The following is a 19,173-nucleotide window of genomic DNA, read 5'->3' on the forward strand; positions in this document are numbered from 1 at the left end:
CAACGATGTAAGAGGACTATACCTATTTGGAGCCCACACGGGAATCGTCAAAGGAGACAGTCCATGACCACCACGCCCACAGCCGCTGCGGCCGCGCCGGTGTCCGCCGCCGCCCGCCGAAAGACGGCGGCAGCGACCGTCATCGGCAACACGATCGAGTTCTACGACTTCACCGTGTACGGCACACTGACCGCCCTGGTCTTCGGGCGCATCTTCTTCACGAACCAGGAGCCCGCGATCGCCACGTTCCTGGCGCTCGCCACATTCGGCGTCGGGTTCCTCTCCCGCCCGCTCGGCGGCATCATCTTCGGACACTTCGGTGACCGCTTCGGCCGCAAACCGGTACTCGTCACCAGCCTGCTGATCATGGGCGGTGCGACTGCGCTCATGGGCGTGCTGCCCACCTACGAGACCGCGGGATGGGTCGCACCCGTTCTGCTCATCGTGCTGCGCTTCGTGCAGGGGCTCGGCATCGGCGGCGAGTGGGGCGGAGCCATCACCCTGATGCTCGAGAGCACCCCCGAGAAGAAGCGCGGCTTCTTCGGTGCGCTGGTGCAGACCGGCAGCGGCATGGGCATCATGCTCGCCACCGGAATGGTCACCCTGCTGGTCACCGTGCTCACGCCCGAGCAGATGGATGCCTGGGGCTGGCGCATCCCGCTGCTCTTCAGCCTCGTGCTCGTCATCGTCGGACTGATCGTTCGCGCGACGATCGAGGAGTCGCCGGAGTTCACGCGTCTCGCGAAGAAGTCGAACGTGTCGCACGCGCCCTTCGCCGAGACGATCCGCAAGCACTGGCGCATGGTGCTGCTCGCCATCGGCATGTACATCGCGATCGCGGCGTTCGGCTTCACGCAGGGCGTGTACTTCATCTCGTACCTCACCAACACCGTGCAGGTTCCGCAGCCCGTCGCGACTGCGGCCAACCTCGTCGCTGCCTTCACCTACTTCCTCGCCACTCTCGGCGGCGGACTGCTCTCTGACAAGATCGGTCGACTGCGCGCCTACGTCATCGGCGGATCGCTGCTCATCCCCGCGCCGTTCATCATGTTCGGCGCCGGGTCCACCGGCAACGTCGGGCTCATCTTCGCGGCGATGGCTGTCGTGGGTCTGCTCACCGGCATCGGATACGGTTCGCAGGCCGCGCTCTTCTTCACGCTGTTCCCGCCGCGGGTGCGCTACACCGGCATCTCGGTCGGCTTCCAGGTCGCTGCCGTCATCGGCGGAGGAGTGACGCCGTTGCTCGCCGCGACTCTCACGGAGGCAACCGGCTCGACGCTGGCCATCTCGCTATACATCGTCGTACTGGCGCTGCTGCTCATCGGCTGCTCGCTGGCCGCACCCCGTCTGATTGGCAAGGAGGCCGAGCGTTGAGCATGAACGACCGGACCATCATTCTGTTCATGGTCGACCAGCTCGCCGCCAAGTGGCTCGAGAAGGCGCGGGACGGCATCGTGGACCTGCCCAACTTCGATGCGCTGCAGGCTGCGGGAGTCACTTTCCAGAACGCCTTCAGCGGCAACCCCGTGTGCAGCCCGTCGCGTGCGAGCATCGCCACCGGCATGACCTCTGCCGCGCACGGCGTCGGCGAATGCGGCTACGACCTCGACCCCGAGGTGCCGACCTTCATGCAGGCGCTGCAGTCCCGGGGGTGGCGCACTGGCGCCTTCGGAAAGCTGCACTACATCACCCAACTCGAGACCCTGTCGCCGGACTACGAGCAATACGGCTACGACGTGGTCTTCAACACCGAAGACGCGCGTGCCGGTGCCTGGGTGGACTGGGCCAAGGAGAAGCATCCCGAGCACTACGAAGCGGTGCTGTCGACGGTGTGGATGACGATGGCCCCCGACCTGCTCGACTATGGGCCCGACGGTGAGAACCTGCGCGATCAGATTCTCGCCGCACAGGAGCGCTTCCCGGAATCGACGACCAACGCCTACGAGCTGCCGTTCCCCGCAGAGGTCTCCCAGACCGCGTGGATCACCGACCGCGCCCGGGACTACCTGCGCGAGAGCACAGGTGATGTGTTCGCCCACATCAGCTACGTGCAGCCCCACAATCCGTTCACGCCGCCGGCCGAGTACGTCTCCTCGGTGTCCGTCCCAGCGATCCCCGCGCCCACTCCCGCTGCGTGGCAGGAGGATCCGATCCCCTACTACCAGCAGGAACGCTACGCGGACGCGACCTACGACGTCGTGGACTGGCGGCGCGAACGCCAGCTCTACTTCGCCGACCTGGTGCACCTCGATCACGAGCTCGGCCTGATCCTCGACGTGCTTCGCGAGACCGGACGCGCCGACAACACCCTCTTCATCTTCACGTCCGATCACGGCGAGATGCTGCACGACCAGGGCCTGCTCGGAAAATGGGAGCGCCACTACGACCCGTGCATCCGCATCCCGATGATCGTCACGGCGCCGGGTGTCGCACCTGGCGTGCGCGACGAACTCGTGGAGCACACGGATATCGCCGCGACCGTCTACGACTGGGCGGGAATCACGCCGCCCGCGCTGCCGGTGTGGGAGCTGGGCAACCCCAACCCGCCCACGGTGTCGATGATGCATGGACAGTCCATGCTCCCGTCCGCCGTCGACGGTGCTCCCGAGGTGCGCCGGGAGGCGATCCTGGTGCAGTCCAACAACAGCCACTTCTCGGCGACGCCGCGCAGCTGGGCGCGGACTGTGCGCACGGAACGCTATCGCTTCACACGTCACCTGGACGGCGGGGGTGAGCAGCTCTTCGACCTGCGCGACGATCCGGATGAGCAGCGCAATCGCGCGGCGGATCCGGCGTTCGCTGCGGTGCGCACCGAGCTTCTCGCCACGCTCGCCGAGCTCACCGCGCGCGACGCCTACCCGACGAGTCCTCGTGGCGCCTTCCAGCTCGGCTCCTGGTAGGCCGTCGAAGCCCGCCATAATGAGCACCATGGTCTCCCTCTCCCGCTCCCAGTTCGCGATCGAGCGGCTGAGGACGATCGTGGCCACGGCGAGTGTGGGCGACAAGCTTCCTGCGGAGAAGGAGCTGGCGACGCAGCTCGGCGTGAGCCGCGTCACCGTGCGGGAGGCTCTCTCGCGGCTCTGGCACGAAGGCGTCATCGTGCGCAAGTGGGGCGCGGGAACGTTCGTCGCGGAGAGCTCTGCCGCCACGAGCGCCGCCAAGTACAACAACTTCTTCATCGACTCGAACACGGTCGGCTCCCTGCCGGCGCGCATCAGCGCCGCCGGCCGTGAGGTCACTCTGCACGACTTCGCCGTCGTGGCAGAGCCCATTCCGTCGTGGGTTCGTGCCGAACAGGGTTTCGACGTCCCGTTGTGGCGCGTCTCACGATGCATGCACATCGACGGGGTGCCCGCGGTGCTGATCTACGACTACCTGCCGCAGGTCGTGGCGGGAGTGGAGATCGATCCCTATGACCTCGACCACCTGGAGAAGGACCTGCAGACCTTCCTGCGGCAGTGGGGTGAGCGCGTGGTGAAGCAGGAGGCACTTCTGCTGGCGAAAGCCGCCGAGCCGACGTGGGCCGACGCGCTTCAGGTCGAGAGCGGATCACCTGTCCTGGTCGGTCAGCAGCGCAGTGTCGCCGAAGACGGCACGATCGTGGTGTGCAGCGACCTGATCTACCGCAGCGACGGTCTCGGGCAGATCCTCGTGCGCACGCTCCCGGAGTAGTAGGTATCGCGTGTCTGGACGATCGGTCGGATTCGCCGGACGACCGGTCCTGCGGATGCCTCAGCACGCTGCGAGCGTAGAAGCATGACATCCACGGCTTCCCTTCCCATCCCGGTCGAGTTGCGCGCGCAGCCGCTGCGCTACGGCGGTCTCATCGTCATGATGCTGCTGAGCTTCCTGTTGGTCACGGCGGAGTTCCTGCCGAACGGAATGCTGATCGAGATGGCGACGACGCTCGGGGTGACTCCTGGGCAGGCGGGTCAGACGGTCACGGTGACGGCGCTCATCGGTCTGCTGGTCGCACCTACCGTCGGCCTGGTCTTCCCGCGGGTGGATCGTCGATCCCTGCTGGTCTGGATGGCGATCGCTGCGGCCGTGTCGAACCTCGTGGTGGCGATCGCGCCGAACCTCGTGATCATCCTGGCCTCGCGTCTGCTGCTGGGGGCGGCGATCGCGACGTTCTGGTCGATGTCGATCACGGTCGCCGCGCGCCTGTCCAGCCCGGAGCGGCTCGGACGAGCGGTCATGTTCACAACGGCGGGCACCTCGCTCGCCACCGTCGCCGGGGTGCCTCTCGGTGTCATGCTCAGTGAGCTCACGGACTGGCGCACCGTCTTCGTGATCGTCGGTGTCGCCACAGCGTTGCTCGCGATCGCGCTGCGCGCTCTGCTGCCGAGCGTTCCCGCTGCGGCGGCCTCGAGCATCCGCGTGCTCGTCGACACGCTGCGTCGTCCGGGGATCGGGCTTGGTCTTGCCGGTCACTCGCTCGTCGTGCTCGGGCACTTCCTCGCCTACACCTACGTGCGGCTCGCGCTGGAGCGCATCCCGGACGTCGATCCAGGAACCCTCGTGATCCTGCTCGCGCTGTTCGGCGTCGGCGGGCTCGTCGGCAACATCGTCTTCGGCCTGGTGATCGATCGCGCGTTCAGCCTGCTCGCCGTGGTCGTGCCGCTCGTGACCGCCGCGTCCGTTGCGGCGATGGTCACGCTTCCTGCGTCCATCGGGGGAGTCGGGGTCGTGATGGTGATCTGGGGCGCGCTGTTCTCGTCCTGGCTGATCGTCGTGAACGCCTGGGTCGGGCATCGGATGCCGGATCGGCTGGAAGCGGGCGGCAGCCTTGTCGTTGTCGGATTCCAGGCGGCGATCATGATCGCCGCGGGTCTCGGCGGACTGCTCGTGGATGCTGTGGGCGTCGAGCTCGTCTATGCGCTGGGCGCGGGGCTGTTGGTGGCGGGGGCGATCCTGTTCGGTCGTGCGAACCGCGCTTCGCGGCGGGCTGCGGCCTAGGCGGTCAGGAGTCGGGCGTCAGACGGGCAGGCCCACGGGGACCTGCCCGTCGCGCCGCATGGGTAACAGCTCATCGGCCGTCGTCCGCCACGCGGACGGGCTCATTCCCGTGCGCCGGCGGAAGGCACGACGGAAGCCCTCATCGGAGCCGTAGCCCAGGTCGCGAGAGGTGGCGGATACCGATCGACCCGCGTGCAGCATCCGCTTGGCCGCATCGATGCGCACTTCGGTCACATACTCCGCAGGCGAGCGGCCGATCGCGGAGCGGAAGCGTTCGGCGAACGTCGATCTCGACATGGCGCCGACGCTCGCCAGTCGTGCAACCGTCCATTCGCGACCGGGTTCGTCGTGGATCGCGGCGATGACGCGGTCGAGGAAGGGATCGCCCTGGCGTGATGGCCACGCGGCTGCCTGGTCACTCATCGCCCAGGCGCGGATCACAGCCAACAGCACGGTCGTCGCCATCATGCGGCACACGAGCAGGTCGCCGGTGCGCTTCTGGCAGATCGCCGGATCGTCGATGCCCATGTGAGCGGCCAGCGCCGCAGCCGCAGGATCGGCGGCGTCGAAGCCGTACACCGCCAGCGTGGACGGGATGTCGTGGGTCAGGCGCACCGCTGCATCGGAGAGTTCCAGGTCGACGATGACGATCTTCGCCGTGTCGACGGCCTCCAACGCGACCTCGCTCCGTCCGAAGGAGAGGAAGGCGTCACCTGCCGACAGGCGCACCGCATCCGCGCCCGTGGGTTCGAAAGCCGCACCCGCGGAGTTCAGGCGGCAGGCGAGACCAAGTCGCTGGTGCGTGCCGAGGGATCCTTCGGCGACGTAGATGAGCGTGGCGCCAGCGCGGGCGAGCGGCAGGAGATCGCCCGCCGTGAGACTCTCCCGACGCGCGGTGCCGATGCGCAGGTCGACGGCGCTGAGCACCTGGGAGAGAGCATCTGCGTCTACGGCCATAGGATCGGGAACGCCCGGCGCGGCCGTGCTATTCCGCGCGCTCGGCTCTGCGTCGGAAGTGCTCACATGTCGAGGCGGATCTGTCACGCCGGGAACGCATGGCGGGAAGACAGACGCACGCGCGGTGGATCAGCCGCGCTTTCGTCCGCCATCCGTGATTTCGCCCGCCACCCGTGCCACGGTGCGCGGTCAGTAGCTGGAGCTCTGTGCGCCGACGAGCTCACGACCCAGCACGCTGCGCGTGCCGGAGACACCGAGACGGGATGCTCCGGCCTCGATCATCTCGATCGCCTGATCCCAGGTGCGGATGCCGCCGGATGCCTTCACGCCGAGCGCGTCGCCGACGACAGAGCGCATGAGTCGCACCGCGTGGGCTGAGGCGCCGCCGGCGGGGTGGAAGCCCGTCGAGGTCTTCACGTAGTCGGCGTCGGCGGCCATCGAGGCGCGGCACGCCTGCTCGATCTGTTCGTCGTTCAGTGCGGCCGACTCGATGATGACCTTGAGGAGCGCGCCGGGAATCGCGTCGCGCACGGCGCGGATGTCGTTCTCGACAGACGCGATGTCACCGGCGATGAGCGCGCCGATGTCGATGACCATGTCGATCTCGTTCGCGCCCGCCGCCACAGCTGCGGCAGCTTCGGCGGCCTTGATCGACGAGAGGTGCTTGCCCGAGGGGAAACCCACGACGGCGGCAAGATTGAGATCGCCGCGCTGCGCGTCGACAGGCAGCATGTTCGGTGAGAAGCACACGGCGTAGGTGCCGAGTTCTCGCGCCTCGGCGATCGCCGCAGCGATGTCTGCGGGACTCGCATCCGTCTTCAGCACGGTGTGGTCAATGTACTGCGCGAGCTGCGCGGGGGAAAGATCGCTCATGGCGATGCGTCTCCTTCAAGTGAGAAAGTGGGCGTCACCATCGACACGAGCAACCTCTATGGTTTCACGGATTGCTCGACGAAGGATGTGAGACGCCTACTTCTGGGGTGGCGTGACCCGCACGAGAACCCCGTCACCCTCGCCGCCGATCGCGACGATCCAGGCATCGTCCACCCAGTTGGCGGCGTTCGCGCCGCAAAGGAAAGGCAGCGGATGCGTGGCTTCTGCCGTTCGCAGCGTGAGGGCGTCCTTGCGGAAGGAGTCGGCGCAGTCCGTGTGACCCTCGATCGTCCTGCGCGCATCGGCTGATCCACCGACGAGCACGAAGGACTCGGATGACGCCTGCGCGCTGCCGCCCCACCACAGGGTCGAGCCGTCGGGGCCGGCGGCGACGATCGGCCGCTTGACGGTCTGGGAATCGCGCCACAATTCGGCGCCGGCCGCGTCGAGGGCGAACTGTTCGGAGAGAGTCGCGACGAAGATCGTCCCGTCCGCTCCCGTGGTGATAGACACGACGGGAGCGTCGAGAACCTCCTGAGGAAGGTCCGGCACGAAGGGCTCGCTGTGAAGGACGGCGGCGGGAGTGCCGTCGAGCGGAACCTTGAAGATGTCGAGCGTGGGTTCGCTGCCGGGCGTCGCGGCGACCTGCTGCAGGGCGAGGAACGCGGTCTCGTCGTGCACGGCCAGGTCGAGCACCCGGGCGAAGAGCACGTGCGGATCCTGCATGAACGGCGTGGGGATCGTGCGGATCTGCCGCGTCGTCGTATCGAGCACGCCGAGCGACGGTGGCCTGATTCCGGACGCGGCGCCAGCGTTGGACGCATCGTGCGCGATCCCCGCGCCACCGAAGGCCACGACGAGCGTGTCTGATCTGTACGCGGCGATGTGATCGACGGTTCCGAGCAGGGTTTCGGGTTCCGCGTTGAAGAAGTCGCGCGTGTCTCCCTCGATGTCAATGTTCATCCAGGTGATACCGGACACCGCCCAGAAGCCGCCGCGACCATCGTCGGCAAGCTCGTGCATCCCGAACACGAAGTCCGTCGACTCGCCATTCGGGAAGAGCATCATGATCGGTTCGAGTGTCCAGTCGCCCGGATCCGGCTGCGCGGTGCATCCCGCCAGCAGCAGCGCTGCGCCGGCGACGGCGGTTCCGCGCAGCATCCGCCCATGTCTCATGCCTCGACCCTAGAGCTCCGGGGTGCGCATCTGTCGGGCGATTGCACAGATGTAGGGCACACGCGCGTGAATCACCCTGCATCCGTGCATCCGCCCGGCAGACGTGCGCGAGAGTCAGTGCGTGGTTGTGACGCCGATCGTGTCGTGCACCATGACAGCGGCAGCGCGGGCGCCGGTGCCGGCGGCGACGATGAGCTGCTGCGGTCCGGGGGCGGTGGCATCCCCAGCGGCGTACAGGCCGGGGATGCTGGTTCGCCCCGAACCGTCGGTGATGAGGTGTCCTTCGACGTCACGCTCCGGATCGATGCCGAAGAGGAACGACAGATCCAGCGTCCAGTGCGGACGGATGAATCCGCCGGATGCGGCGATCACGCGCCCGTCGACGAGACGGACGCTCTCCAGACGCCCCTTCTCACCGACGAGATCTGCGACGAGTTCGCGTTCCACCGTCACCCCGAGCGTCGCGAGTTCGGCTTCGGCGACCGCGTCGATCACCTCGGCACCGTGTGTGAAGACCGTGAGATCGTCGCTCCACCGGGCGATCAGGCGGGCGCGGTCGGCGAGGTCCTCGCTCTGACCGAACAGCGCGAGCGGCTGGCCGCGCAGCTCCCATCCGTCACAGGCCGCGCAGCTGAACAGGGTCACGCCGTAGAAGCCGAGCAGATCCGGCACGGGTGGCAGGGTCTCGCGCAGCCCCGTCGCCAGGAGGACGGCCCTGGCCTGCACGGTCTCCGTCGCCTGGCTGCGACCGATCTCCGCGACGAAGACGTCACGGTCGTCACGACGCAGCGAGAACACGCGCTGCCGCGTGCGCACCTCGACGGTCGAGTAGGCCGCCACCTCCTCCCGGGCGAGCTTGCGCAGCTCGCTCGGGGGGACTCCGTCACGAGTGAGGAACCCGTGCGAGAACACGGTCGCCGCATTGCGCGGGCGATCCGCATCCACCACGAGCACGTCGACGAGCGAGCGCCCCAGGTTGAGGGCGGCGGACAGCCCCGCCGGGCCACCGCCGATCACGAGAACGTCGTATGGCTCGCTCATTCGTGCCCCTGCGGGGGGAGCGCGACGATGACAGGGTGGTCGAAGTCCAGGACGCCGGTCTTCGCGGCGCCGCCGGGGGAGCCGATCTCATCGAAGAACTCGACGTTCGCCTTGTAGTAGTCAGCCCATTCTTCCGGCAGGTCGTCTTCGTAGTAGATCGCCTCGACAGGGCACACCGGCTCGCAGGCGCCGCAGTCGACGCACTCATCCGGGTGGATGTAGAGCGAACGCTCGCCCTCGTAGATGCAGTCCACCGGGCACTCGTCGATACAGGCCCTGTCCTTCACATCGACGCAGGGCAATGCGATCACGTAGGTCATCGGACGACGGCCCCCGCGGATGCCTCGGAGATCTCGACCTGCTCGTCGCGGGGAACGACCTTGACGCGCTCGCGGGCGTACACGTGCGTCTCGCCCAGGGCGCGTTCGTGGGCGTCCAGCTGCAGCCAGCCGTCCCACGTGGTGACCGGGTGCTCCGCCAGCAGCTCCAGAAGATCGGATGCCTCGGTGGGCTCGGCGAGCAGGCCGGCCTCTGCATCGGCGACCAGGTGGGTGATCGTCTCGAGGGCGTCGGACTTCGTGTGGCCGATGAGGCCGACCGGGCCACGCTTGATCCATCCGGTCGCGTAGAGTCCCGGCTCGCCGTCGACGCGCCCGCCCGCATTCGGCACGACACCGCGCGCCTCGTCGAAGGGCGCATCCACGACGCGCGAGCCGAAGTACCCGACGGCGCGGTACACGGCCTGCACGGGGTAGTCGCGGAACTCGCCCGTGCTCACGGGACGGCCGTCTGCGCCCGAGGTGGTGCGCTCGAAGCGGATCGCCTCGACGCTCTCATCGCCGAGGATCTCGGACGGTGCGTGCCAGAAGTGCAGGTGCAGACGGCGCGACGCGGCCTCGGTGCGCTCGCCCTGCTCGGCCCGCCATGCGTTGAGGGTGCGCAGCATCACCTTCAGCTGGTTGGTCTCGGCGGCCGTGATGTCGACACCCTCGAAGTCCTCGTCATGCAGCACGATGTCGACATCGCGCACCTCGCCCAGCTCGCGCAGCTCGATGGGCGTGAACTTGATGTCGGCCGGGCCACGGCGACCGAAGACGTGCACATCGGTGACGGCGGATGCCTCCAGGCCAGCGAGCACGTTGTCGGGAACCTCGGTCGAGCGCAGGTCTTCGCCGTGCTTCGCGAGGATGCGGGCGACGTCGAGCGCGACGTTGCCATTGCCGATCACAGCGACGGACTGCGCCTCCAGCGGCCAGGTGCGCGGCACATCCGGGTGTCCGTCGAACCACGACACGAAGTCGGCGGCGCCGTACGAGCCGTCGAGCTGCACGCCGGGGATGTCGAGCTGCGCGTCGCGCACGGCACCCGTTGCGAGGATCACGGCGTGGTAGCGGCTGCGTAGCTCGTCGAGCGAGACATCACGACCGACCTCGATGTTGCCGAGGAAGCGGATGACCCGACGCCCGGCAGACGGATCGGCAGAGGGACGGTCGAGCATCTCGTGCAGCGAGTTGACGATGCCCTTGATGCGCGGGTGATCAGGGGCGACACCGTAGCGGATCAGACCGTAGGGGGCGGGAAGCGACTCGATCAGGTCGATCTCGACGCGGCCGCCCGCACTCGTGACGGTGGTGTTCAGGATGTCACCCGCGTAGATTCCGGCGGGGCCGGCGCCGACGATCGCGACGCGCAGGGTGGCAGGGGCAGAAACGGTCACGAGAGCGGAGCCTTTCGGTGGGTCGTGCGAGAAACGGGGACGGTCACGAGCACGCCGGTGTCGACGGCGAGGCCGGCGTCGAAGGCGTCGGCGAGACGGCTGCGAGCCGACAGCGGGGCATGCGCGGGCTCGGGAGTCGCATCGTCGAAGAGGACATCAGTCGCAAACGGACTGAGGCGCACCACATCGCCGATCACGATGACGGCAGGGTTGCGCACCTCGCGCTCGGCCGCGCGGGCGGCGATGTCCGACAGTGATCCGATGGTCACGCGCTCGCCGCTGCCGAAGCCGTCCTCGATGATCGCGACGGGGCAGTGCCCGCCGCGGGTGCCACGGGCGAGCGTTGCGGAGACCTGCGGCAGCGTGTTGACGCCCATGAGGAGCACGAGCGTGTGGTCGGAACCGCCCGGAACCTGCTCAAGCGGATCATGCGCGCTCGCGACGGTGAAGGCCGTCGCGACCCCGCGATGCGTGAGCGGAATGCCGGCCAGCGCAGGCACCGAAATCGCGCTCGTGACACCCGAGACGACGATGGAGGAGATCCCCTCGGCCTCGGCGTACAGCTGCTCTTCGCGCCCGCGGCCGAGGATGAAGGGGTCGCCTCCCTTGAGGCGTACGACGTTCTTGCCCTCACGCGTGAGGCGTACGAGCAGCGCGTTGATCTCAGTCTGCGATACGGGGTGATGCCCGGGGTTCTTGCCGACGTCGATCACCTCGGCGCGGATGGCGACGCCGTCGGCCGCAAGCTCTTCCAGTACGGCACGTGCGCCGAGACGGTCGGCGACGATGACGTCCGCAGCCTCGATCGCCCGCAGCGCGCGCAGGGTGAGCAGGCCGGCGTCGCCGGGACCTGCCCCCACCAGAGTGAGTGTTCCGATCATGAGGATGCCTCCGAGAGAAGTCCGCGACGGCGCAGCATCCGCCGTTCCAGCGGGCCGAAGAAGACCAGTTCGATGAGGATGCCGATCGCGAGGATCAGGATGATCGTCGAGAGGACGCCCGAGAGGTCGGCCAGTTCGCGCGACTGCTGCAGCATCGTGCCGAGGCCGAAGCCGATGGATCCGCCGATCGTGATGATCTCGGCAGCCATCAGCGATCGCCAGGAGAACGCCCAGCCCTGCTTGATGCCGGCGAGGTAGCCGGGCAGTGCCGCGGGCAGGACGATCCTCGTCGCCGCCTGCCAACGGCTCGCGCCGAGCACCGTCCCGACGCGGTGCAGCTGCGGCGGGACCTGGTCGATGCCGGCGAGGAGCCCGTTCACGATCGAGGGGATCGCGCCCATCAGGATCACGAAGTACACCGTGGCATCCGACAGGCCGAACCAGATGATCGCGGCCGGAACCCAGGCGACCGACGGCAGCACCTGCAGACCCGAGATCAGTGGACCGGCCGCACGGCGGAGGAACTTCCACTCGGCGAGCAGCAGCCCGATGGGTGTTCCCACCACGACGGCGATCGCGAAGCCGAGCACGCCGCGTTCGAGGCTCGTGAGCACAGCCTCCTGCAGACGCCCGCTCGACCAGGCCTCGCCGAACGCGCCGATCACCTGCGCCGGGCCAGGGATGATGTCCGGTCGGGGCTGAGCGATCACAACGTAGGCCTGCCACGCGGCGATCAGCACGAGCAGCAGCACGATCGGCGGCAGCGCCTTCGAGAGGATGTCGCGGGTGCGCGGCGTCGCCACGCGCTGCTCGGACTGCAGGCGATCGAGCCCCTGTTCGAGATCGCGCAGGTCGTCGGCCGGTGCCTCGCGGGTGACGGTGAGTGTCGTGTCACTGGGCATTGCGGCGGATCTCCTTGCGCAGTTCAGCGGTGATCTCGGTGGCGAGCGCCGCGACCTCGGGGGACTCGATGCGTCGGCCTGAGGTCGATGCGACCCGCCACTCGCCCGCGATCCGGCCTGGGCGGCTGGAGAGCAGGATGACGCGCTGCCCGAGTCGAGCCGCCTCGCGCACGTTGTGCGTGACGAACACGATCGTGCGTCCGGTCGCTCGCCAGACCCGTTCGAGCTCTTCGTGCAGCAGGTCGCGGGTGATGGCGTCGAGCGCTGCGAAGGGCTCGTCCATCAGCAGCACGGCGCGCTCCTGCGCGAGGGCGCGGGCGAGCGCGACGCGCTGGCGCATGCCGCCGGAGAGCTCGTGCGGACGCTTCTCAGCCGCATCCGAGAGGTTCACCGTCGCCAGCAGCCGCAGCGCCTCCTCGCGACGCTCAGCCCGCGCCACGCCACGCAGACGCAGCGCGAGCTCGATGTTGCCGCGTGCGCTCAGCCAGGGCATGAGCGCAGACTCCTGGAACATGACCGCTGCACCGCCATCGGGAGTGGTGATCTCGCCGGCACTCGGGCGCTCGAGCCCCGCGATGAGGTTCAGCAGGGTCGACTTGCCGCAGCCTGAAGCCCCCAGCAGGCAGACGAACTCACCCGGCGCTATATCGAGAGAGATGTCGTCGAGCACGACGGGTCCCGTCCCGTAGCGCTTGGAGACGTGGGAGATGCGCACCGAGGGATCGACCGGCTCCGACGGCGTCGCCGGGAGGGCGATGCCGTCGAAGCTCGGCGCGATCGGGACGGCGGTCCGCGGAGCATCCGTCGTCTCGACGCCTGTCATTTCTTGGCTCCCAGCCCCGCATCGTCGACCTCGTCGGCACCGGCCGCGGTGAGCAGACCGTTGAGTGCCCGCAGATCGAAGAGACCCTCGATAGAGCCGTTCTTCTGGGTTCCCGCGGCGACGCCGTTCTCGACGAGTGCGGCGAATGCCTCGGCGTGCGGGTCCGGAGAGAAGGTGACGTTCTCCAGCGCCCGGGCGAGCACATCGTCGGCGAGCGGTTTGCCGGTCGCGGCGTCGAGCGCGGCGTTGATCGTCGCCGGAAGGGCGTCGGGGTTCTCGTCGATCCAGGCGAGCGCGGCCAGATGGGCCTCGAGCAGGTCTTCGACGACATCCGGATGCTGCGCCGCGAACTCGGCACGAACCAGGAGCACCGTCGTGGGGAAGGCGCCGTCGGGCCACAGTTCGCGCTCATCGACGAGGACATGCGCACCGCCCTCGATCACGAGACGAGACACCCACGGCTCGGGGAGCCAGGCGCCGTCGAGCTTCCCCTGCTGGAAGAGGGTCAGCGTCTGCGCGTTCTCGGTCGGAGTGACCTGCACATCGCCTCCACCGGAGGTCGTCGTCTCGAAGCCCTCATCCTTCAGCCAGCTGCGCAGCGCGACATCCTGGGTGTTGCCGAGCTGAGGGCTGGCGAGCGTGGTGCCCGCGAGGTCCGCGGGGCTGTCGATGCCGTCGCGCACCACGAGCGCCGCGCCGCCGGACGTCGCACCCGCGATGACGCGGGCGGATGCGCCGCCGGACTGGATGAAGGTATTGATCGCCGGATTCGGTCCGATGTATGCCGCATCGATGGCCCCCGCCGAGAGCGCCTCGATGACCGCAGGACCCGCGTTGAAGACCTGCTCCTGCACGGTCACGTCTCCGAGAGCCTCATCGAACAGCCCTTCCTCGACGCCGACCAGCGCGGGCGCATGGGTGACGTTCGCGAAGTAGCCCAGGCGCAACTCAGAGACGGCGGTGGGCGCCGCATCCGCAGAGGTCGACGCGCACCCCGCGAGCATCGCCATGGCCAGTCCGAGCGTGACAGCGGTGGTGGTGATGCGGGTGGGGGTGTTCATAGTCGCCTCCTTAGGCGGTTGTGGGGATGTCAGTCGAGATCGACGACAGTGGCGGCGGCGAGTGTGGCGCCGTCGACAGGGTGGATGATCAGAAGGGCTCCGGACTCGCGGTTACGCGCGTACGGCTCCAGCGGCAGTTCGGCCGCGAACCGCAGGCGGACCCGACCGATCTCGTTGACGGCGAGAGCGTCGGCGCGCTCGTGCGACAGCGTGTCGAGCTCGCGGCGCGACAGGACCTCGGAGACCAGCCCCTGGACCGTCGCGGTGCCGTGCTTGACGAGCACACGATCGCCGCTTCGCAGCGGACGGGCATCGAGCTGGAACACCTCGACCTCGGCCTCTCGCAGGCCGACCGGCAGCGTCCCGGCGGCGGCGATCACAGCGCCGCGCGCCGCATCCACCTCATCCGCGAGGGTGAGCGCGACAGACTGCCCGGCGCGCGCAGCGGATGCTTCGGCACCGGCGACCCGGATGCCGGTGACGGTCGTCTGCCACCCGCCCGGGAACACGGTGACCGTCTCGCCCACCGTCACCGTGCCGGAGGCGATGCGCCCCGCGAAGCCGCGGTAGTCGCGCAGACGCTCGGCCTCGTCTGGGTCTGCCGCGTACTCGGGCGAGAGCCCTCCCTGCGGGCGGATGACCGACTGCACCGGCAGGCGGAAGTGCTCATCATCGCGCGCACCGATCGTGGGCAGCGTCTCGAGCAGGTCGAGCAGCGTGGGACCGTCATGCCAGGGCGTGCGCGGCGAGAGCTCGACGATGTTGTCGCCGTCGAGCGCCGACACCGGTAGGACGTGCGGAGCGTCCAGGCCGAGCGAGGTCGCCACGCGGTAGACATCATCCTCGATCTCGCGGAACGTGGTCTCGTCGAAGTCGATCAGGTCGATCTTGTTCACGGCCACGATCACGTGCGGAACGCGCAGCAGCGACACGACGGCGAGATGGCGGCGCGTCTGCTCGGAGACGCCGCGGCGGGAATCGACGAGCACGATCACGGCATCGGCGGTTGCGGCGCCGGTCACCATGTTGCGCGTGTACTGCACGTGTCCGGGGCAGTCGGCGAGGATGAAGCTGCGGGTGTCCGTCGCCAGGTACCGGTAGGCGACATCGATCGTGATGCCCTGCTCGCGCTCCGCCCGCAGGCCGTCGGTCAGCAGCGCGAAGTCGAACTCCCCGTGCGCGAAGCCGCGCTCGGCGGACGTGCGCGCGATCTGCGCGAGCTGATCGGCGAGGATCCCCTTGGTGTCGTGCAGCAGGCGTCCGACGAGCGTTGACTTGCCGTCATCGACCGAGCCGGCGGTGGCGAAGCGGAAGAGCGTGCTCTGGGTGGTGGTGCTCATCAGAAGTACCCGTCCTTCTTGCGGTCTTCCATCGCGGCCTCGCTGATGCGGTCATCTGCACGCGTGGCGCCGCGTTCGGTCAGTGTCGACTGGGCGATTTCCGCGACGATCGCGGCGATGTCGGCAGCATCCGATTCCACCGCCCCGGTGCAGCTCGAGTCGCCCACCGTGCGGTAGCGGACGCTGCGTGTGACGATCTCTTCGCCCTCGCGTGGCTGAGAGTGCTCGGTCACCGCCCACCACATGCCGTCGCAGCGGAAGACCTCGCGGTCTGCGGCGAAGTACAGCGGGGGAAGGGCGATGTTCTCGCGTTCGATGTAGCGCCAGATGTCGAGCTCGGTCCAGTTCGAGATGGGGAAGGCGCGCACATGCTGGCCCGGCAGATGACGACCGTTGTAGAGGCTCCACAGCTCGGGGCGCTGATTGCGCGGATCCCACTGCCCGAACTCATCGCGCAGCGAGATGATGCGCTCTTTCGCGCGGGCCTTGTCTTCATCGCGCCGCGCACCGCCGAAGACGGCGTCGTGCTTGCCCGCCGCGATCGCATCGCGCAGCGGCTGGGTCTGCAGGGTGTTGCGCGTGCCGTCCGGGCGCTCGGCGAGGCGGCCGTCGTCGATGTACGACTGCACGCTCGCGACTTCGAGGCGCAGACCGAGGCGGGCGACCGTCTCATCGCGGAAGGCGATGACCTCCGGGAAGTTGTGGCCGGTGTCGACGTGCAGCACCGGGAACGGTATGCGACCGGGCGCGAACGCCCGCGCGGCGAGATGCAGCACGACGACCGAGTCCTTGCCGCCCGAGAACAGCAGCACCGGGCGCTCGAACTCGGCGACGACCTCACGGATGATGTGGATGGCTTCTGCCTCTAGAGCGTCCAGCGTGCTGAGGCCGGGGCCTGCGTCGAGCTCGTCGGTGAGGGAGGCGATGTCGATGAGGGTCATACGTGGAGTCCGCATTCTGTCTTGGCCTGGCCTGCCCAGCGGCCGGAACGAGGGTCTTCGCCCGCCGCGACGGGGCGGGTGCAGGGCGCGCATCCGATGGACGGATATCCCTGGTCGATCAGCGGGTTGATGATGACGTCGTGAGCGGCCGAGTAGTCGGTGAGGTCATCGAAGCTCCAGGCGGCGACCGGGTTGACCTTGACCAGGCCGTTGCGCTCGTCCCAGACGACCAGGGGTGTGTTGGCGCGCGTAGGGGCCTCATCGCGACGGACGCCGGTGAACCACAGTTCGTAGCCGCCGAGCGCACGCTGCAGCGGCGCGACCTTCCGTCGGGCGCAGCAAAGTGCAGGGTCGCGCTCGAACAGGTTCGCGCCGAACTCGGCGTCCTGCTCGCGCACGCTCTGCTCGGGGAGCACGTCGACGATGCGCACGTCGAGCGTTCGTGCCACCTCGCTGCGCGTGAAGCTGGTCTCGAGGAAGTGGTATCCGGTGTCGAGGAACAGCACGTCGACGCCGGGCAGATGCTCTGCGACGAGATGCGGCAGCGCCGCATCTGCCATCGAGCACGCCACAGACACCTGCCGCACGTCGAAGTTCGCAGCGACCCAGGCCACGACCTCGGCGGGGCTCGCCTCATCAGGCTGGCCGCTGCGCAGCTCGTCGTTGCCGCGCGCAGCGAGCGCGCGCAGCTCTTCGGCGCTGCGGCGGGCGGGCGTGATCGCGATGGCGTTCACTGCAGGGCCTCTTCGTCTGCGCCGTGCGCCCAGACCGCGAATGATTCGCCCTCGGCACGGTCGGCGAGATAGCGGCGGATGACGCGCTCGGCATAGTCCGCGATGCCGGTCGCCTCGACCTTCAGGCCACGGACGGTGCGGCCGAGGCCGGCCTCTGCGCGCCCCTCGCTGGCGAGACCGCCGCCGAGGTGCACCTGGTAGCCCGGCACCTGCTCGCCGGCGGCGTTCGTGATGAGCTGACCCTTGAGGCCGATGTCGGCGACCTGGATGCGGGCGCAGGAGTTGGGGCATCCGTTCACGTGCAGCGTGATGGGGCGGCCGATCTCGGGCTCCAGGTGACCGAGTCGCTCTTCGAGCTGGGTGATCGCGTCCGCCGCGTTCGCCTTGGTCTCGACGATCGCGAGCTTGCAGTATTCGATGCCCGTGCACGCGATCGTGCCGCGGCGGAACAGGCTCGGACGGGCGGCGAGGCCCAGGCGATCGAGGCCTGCGATGAGTGATTCGACCCGATCTTCTGCGATGTCGAGCACGAGCAGCTTCTGGTGCGGCGTGGTGCGGATGCGCTGCGACCCGTGCGCCTCGGCCAGGTTGGCGAGGGCGGTGAGGATCGAGCCCGAAACGCGTCCGACGGCCGGTGCGGCGCCGACGTAGAAGAGCCCGTCCTTCTGGCGGTGCACACCCACGTGGTCGCCCTGACCGATCGGCTTGGGGGCGGCAGGACCGTCGGGAAGCGGGGAGTCGAGGTACTCGGTCTCGAGCACCTCACGGAACCGCTCGACGCCCCAGTCCGCGAGGAGGAACTTCAGCCGCGCCTTGTTGCGCAGGCGCCGGTATCCGTAGTCGCGGAAGATCTGTGTGATGCCGTGCCACACTTCGGCGACGCGCTCCGGCGGCACGAACGTGCCCAGACGCTCAGCCAGACGGGGCACGGTGGAGAGCGCACCGCCGACCCACAGGTCGTATCCGATGCCGAGTTCGGGGTGCTCGACGGCGACGAACGCGCAGTCGTTGATCTCGTGCACGACATCCTGGCTGGGGTGCCCGGTGATGGCGGTCTTGTACTTTCGGGGCAGGTTCGACAGCGACTCGTCGCCGATGAAGCGCTCGGCGATCTCGTGGATCTGCGGCGTCGGATCGATGATCTCGTCGGCCGCGATGCCGGCGACGGGGGAGCCCAGGATGACGCGGGGCACATCGCCGCAGGCCTCGGTCGTGCTGAGTCCGACCTCTTCGAGGCGACGCCAGACCTCGGGCACGTCCTCGATCGCGATCCAGTGCAGCTGCACGTTCTGGCGATCGGTCACGTCCGCGGAGTCGCGGGCGAACTCGGTCGAGATCTCACCGATCACGCGCAGCTGCTGTGTCGTCAGCTGGCCACCGTCGATGCGCACCCGCAGCATGAAGTACTCATCTTCGAGCTCGTGCGGTTCGAGCTGCGCTGTGCGTCCGCCGTCGATCCCGGGCTTGCGCTGCGTGTACAGACCCCACCAGCGGAAGCGGCCGTGCAGGTCGGTCGGATCGATGGATGCGAAGCCACCCTTCGCATACTCGTTCTCGATGCGCTCACGCACGTTGAGACCGTTGTCGGCGAGCTTGAACTCCTCGTTGCCATTGAGCGGCTCGGTGCCGTCGACGGCCCACTGGCCGTGCGGCTTCGTGGGTACGCGGGCGGTGCGGGTGCGGGCACCCCGCACGGCGATGGTGGGTTCGAGCGTCATGTCGCCACGCTAAAAAACGTGACGAGCGTGTGCATTCGGGGGTGACGTCG

Annotated in this window: 18 protein-coding genes; 4 read left to right on the forward strand and 14 right to left on the reverse strand. The window is 68.4% G+C overall.

Annotated elements, in window-relative coordinates; all coding sequences use genetic code 11:
* The first annotated feature begins 63 nt into the window (after window positions 1-63).
* The 4 genes from AC1REM_RS03985 (at window position 64) to AC1REM_RS04000 (ending at window position 4,959) form a co-directional block, all read left to right on the forward strand.
* Window positions 64-1,374, forward strand: coding sequence for an MFS transporter (locus AC1REM_RS03985; RefSeq protein ID WP_492513429.1), 1,311 nt, complete (start codon window positions 64-66; stop codon window positions 1,372-1,374).
* Window positions 1,375-1,376: 2 nt separating this feature from the next.
* Complete coding sequence (locus AC1REM_RS03990; protein ID WP_492513430.1) at window positions 1,377-2,900, forward strand: sulfatase family protein; 1,524 nt, start codon at window positions 1,377-1,379, stop codon at window positions 2,898-2,900.
* A gap of 28 nt (window positions 2,901-2,928) precedes the next feature.
* Window positions 2,929-3,672 (forward strand): GntR family transcriptional regulator, encoded by a 744-nt coding sequence (locus AC1REM_RS03995; RefSeq protein WP_492513431.1) that lies wholly within the window; start codon window positions 2,929-2,931, stop codon window positions 3,670-3,672.
* Window positions 3,673-3,756: 84 nt separating this feature from the next.
* A complete protein-coding gene (locus AC1REM_RS04000) occupies window positions 3,757-4,959 on the forward strand; it encodes an MFS transporter (protein WP_492513432.1) in 1,203 nt (400 codons plus the stop codon).
* 18 nt (window positions 4,960-4,977) lie between these two features.
* Here AC1REM_RS04000 and AC1REM_RS04005 read toward each other — a convergent pair whose 3' ends face one another.
* From AC1REM_RS04005 to AC1REM_RS04070, 14 genes are all read right to left on the reverse strand, one after another.
* Window positions 4,978-5,916, reverse strand: a complete 939-nt coding sequence (locus AC1REM_RS04005) for a helix-turn-helix domain-containing protein (protein WP_492513433.1) — start codon at window positions 5,914-5,916, stop codon at window positions 4,978-4,980.
* A gap of 189 nt (window positions 5,917-6,105) precedes the next feature.
* Window positions 6,106-6,789, reverse strand: coding sequence for a deoxyribose-phosphate aldolase (deoC, locus tag AC1REM_RS04010; RefSeq protein WP_492513434.1), 684 nt, complete (start codon window positions 6,787-6,789; stop codon window positions 6,106-6,108).
* Window positions 6,790-6,885: 96 nt separating this feature from the next.
* On the reverse strand, window positions 6,886-7,965 hold the full coding sequence (locus AC1REM_RS04015; protein ID WP_492513435.1) for a hypothetical protein: 1,080 nt from the start codon (window positions 7,963-7,965) through the stop codon (window positions 6,886-6,888).
* Window positions 7,966-8,079: 114 nt separating this feature from the next.
* A complete protein-coding gene (locus AC1REM_RS04020; RefSeq protein WP_492513436.1) occupies window positions 8,080-9,006 on the reverse strand; it encodes an NAD(P)/FAD-dependent oxidoreductase in 927 nt (308 codons plus the stop codon).
* Complete coding sequence (fdxA, locus tag AC1REM_RS04025) at window positions 9,003-9,326, reverse strand: ferredoxin (RefSeq protein ID WP_492513437.1); 324 nt, start codon at window positions 9,324-9,326, stop codon at window positions 9,003-9,005. The genes AC1REM_RS04020 and fdxA overlap by 4 nt, the downstream gene beginning before the upstream one ends.
* The gene (locus tag AC1REM_RS04030; protein WP_492513438.1) at window positions 9,323-10,723 is read right to left on the reverse strand and encodes an FAD-dependent oxidoreductase; all 1,401 of its coding nucleotides are present in this window, start codon (window positions 10,721-10,723) and stop codon (window positions 9,323-9,325) included. The genes fdxA and AC1REM_RS04030 overlap by 4 nt, the downstream gene beginning before the upstream one ends.
* Window positions 10,720-11,604, reverse strand: a complete 885-nt coding sequence (cobA, locus tag AC1REM_RS04035) for a uroporphyrinogen-III C-methyltransferase (RefSeq protein WP_492513439.1) — start codon at window positions 11,602-11,604, stop codon at window positions 10,720-10,722. Before cobA ends, AC1REM_RS04030 begins: the two co-directional genes overlap by 4 nt.
* A complete protein-coding gene (locus AC1REM_RS04040; RefSeq protein ID WP_492513440.1) occupies window positions 11,601-12,506 on the reverse strand; it encodes an ABC transporter permease in 906 nt (301 codons plus the stop codon). Before AC1REM_RS04040 ends, cobA begins: the two co-directional genes overlap by 4 nt.
* On the reverse strand, window positions 12,496-13,329 hold the full coding sequence (locus AC1REM_RS04045) for an ABC transporter ATP-binding protein (protein ID WP_492513441.1): 834 nt from the start codon (window positions 13,327-13,329) through the stop codon (window positions 12,496-12,498). The genes AC1REM_RS04040 and AC1REM_RS04045 overlap by 11 nt, the downstream gene beginning before the upstream one ends.
* Complete coding sequence (locus tag AC1REM_RS04050; protein ID WP_492513442.1) at window positions 13,326-14,390, reverse strand: ABC transporter substrate-binding protein; 1,065 nt, start codon at window positions 14,388-14,390, stop codon at window positions 13,326-13,328. The genes AC1REM_RS04045 and AC1REM_RS04050 overlap by 4 nt, the downstream gene beginning before the upstream one ends.
* A 29-nt stretch (window positions 14,391-14,419) precedes the next feature.
* Window positions 14,420-15,730 carry a sulfate adenylyltransferase subunit 1 gene (locus AC1REM_RS04055; RefSeq protein ID WP_492513443.1) on the reverse strand — a complete coding sequence of 437 codons (1,311 nt, stop codon included), beginning with the start codon at window positions 15,728-15,730 and terminating at the stop codon, window positions 14,420-14,422.
* Window positions 15,730-16,671 (reverse strand): sulfate adenylyltransferase subunit CysD, encoded by a 942-nt coding sequence (gene cysD / locus AC1REM_RS04060; RefSeq protein ID WP_492513444.1) that lies wholly within the window; start codon window positions 16,669-16,671, stop codon window positions 15,730-15,732. Before cysD ends, AC1REM_RS04055 begins: the two co-directional genes overlap by 1 nt.
* Entirely contained in the window at window positions 16,668-17,405 is a 738-nt protein-coding gene (locus AC1REM_RS04065; protein WP_492513445.1) for a phosphoadenylyl-sulfate reductase, read from the reverse strand. The genes cysD and AC1REM_RS04065 overlap by 4 nt, the downstream gene beginning before the upstream one ends.
* A complete protein-coding gene (locus tag AC1REM_RS04070) occupies window positions 17,402-19,123 on the reverse strand; it encodes a nitrite/sulfite reductase (protein ID WP_492513446.1) in 1,722 nt (573 codons plus the stop codon). The genes AC1REM_RS04065 and AC1REM_RS04070 overlap by 4 nt, the downstream gene beginning before the upstream one ends.
* Window positions 19,124-19,173 lie beyond the last annotated feature (50 nt).

The organism is Microbacterium sp. GW823-FHT02G05 (genome assembly GCF_058797175.1).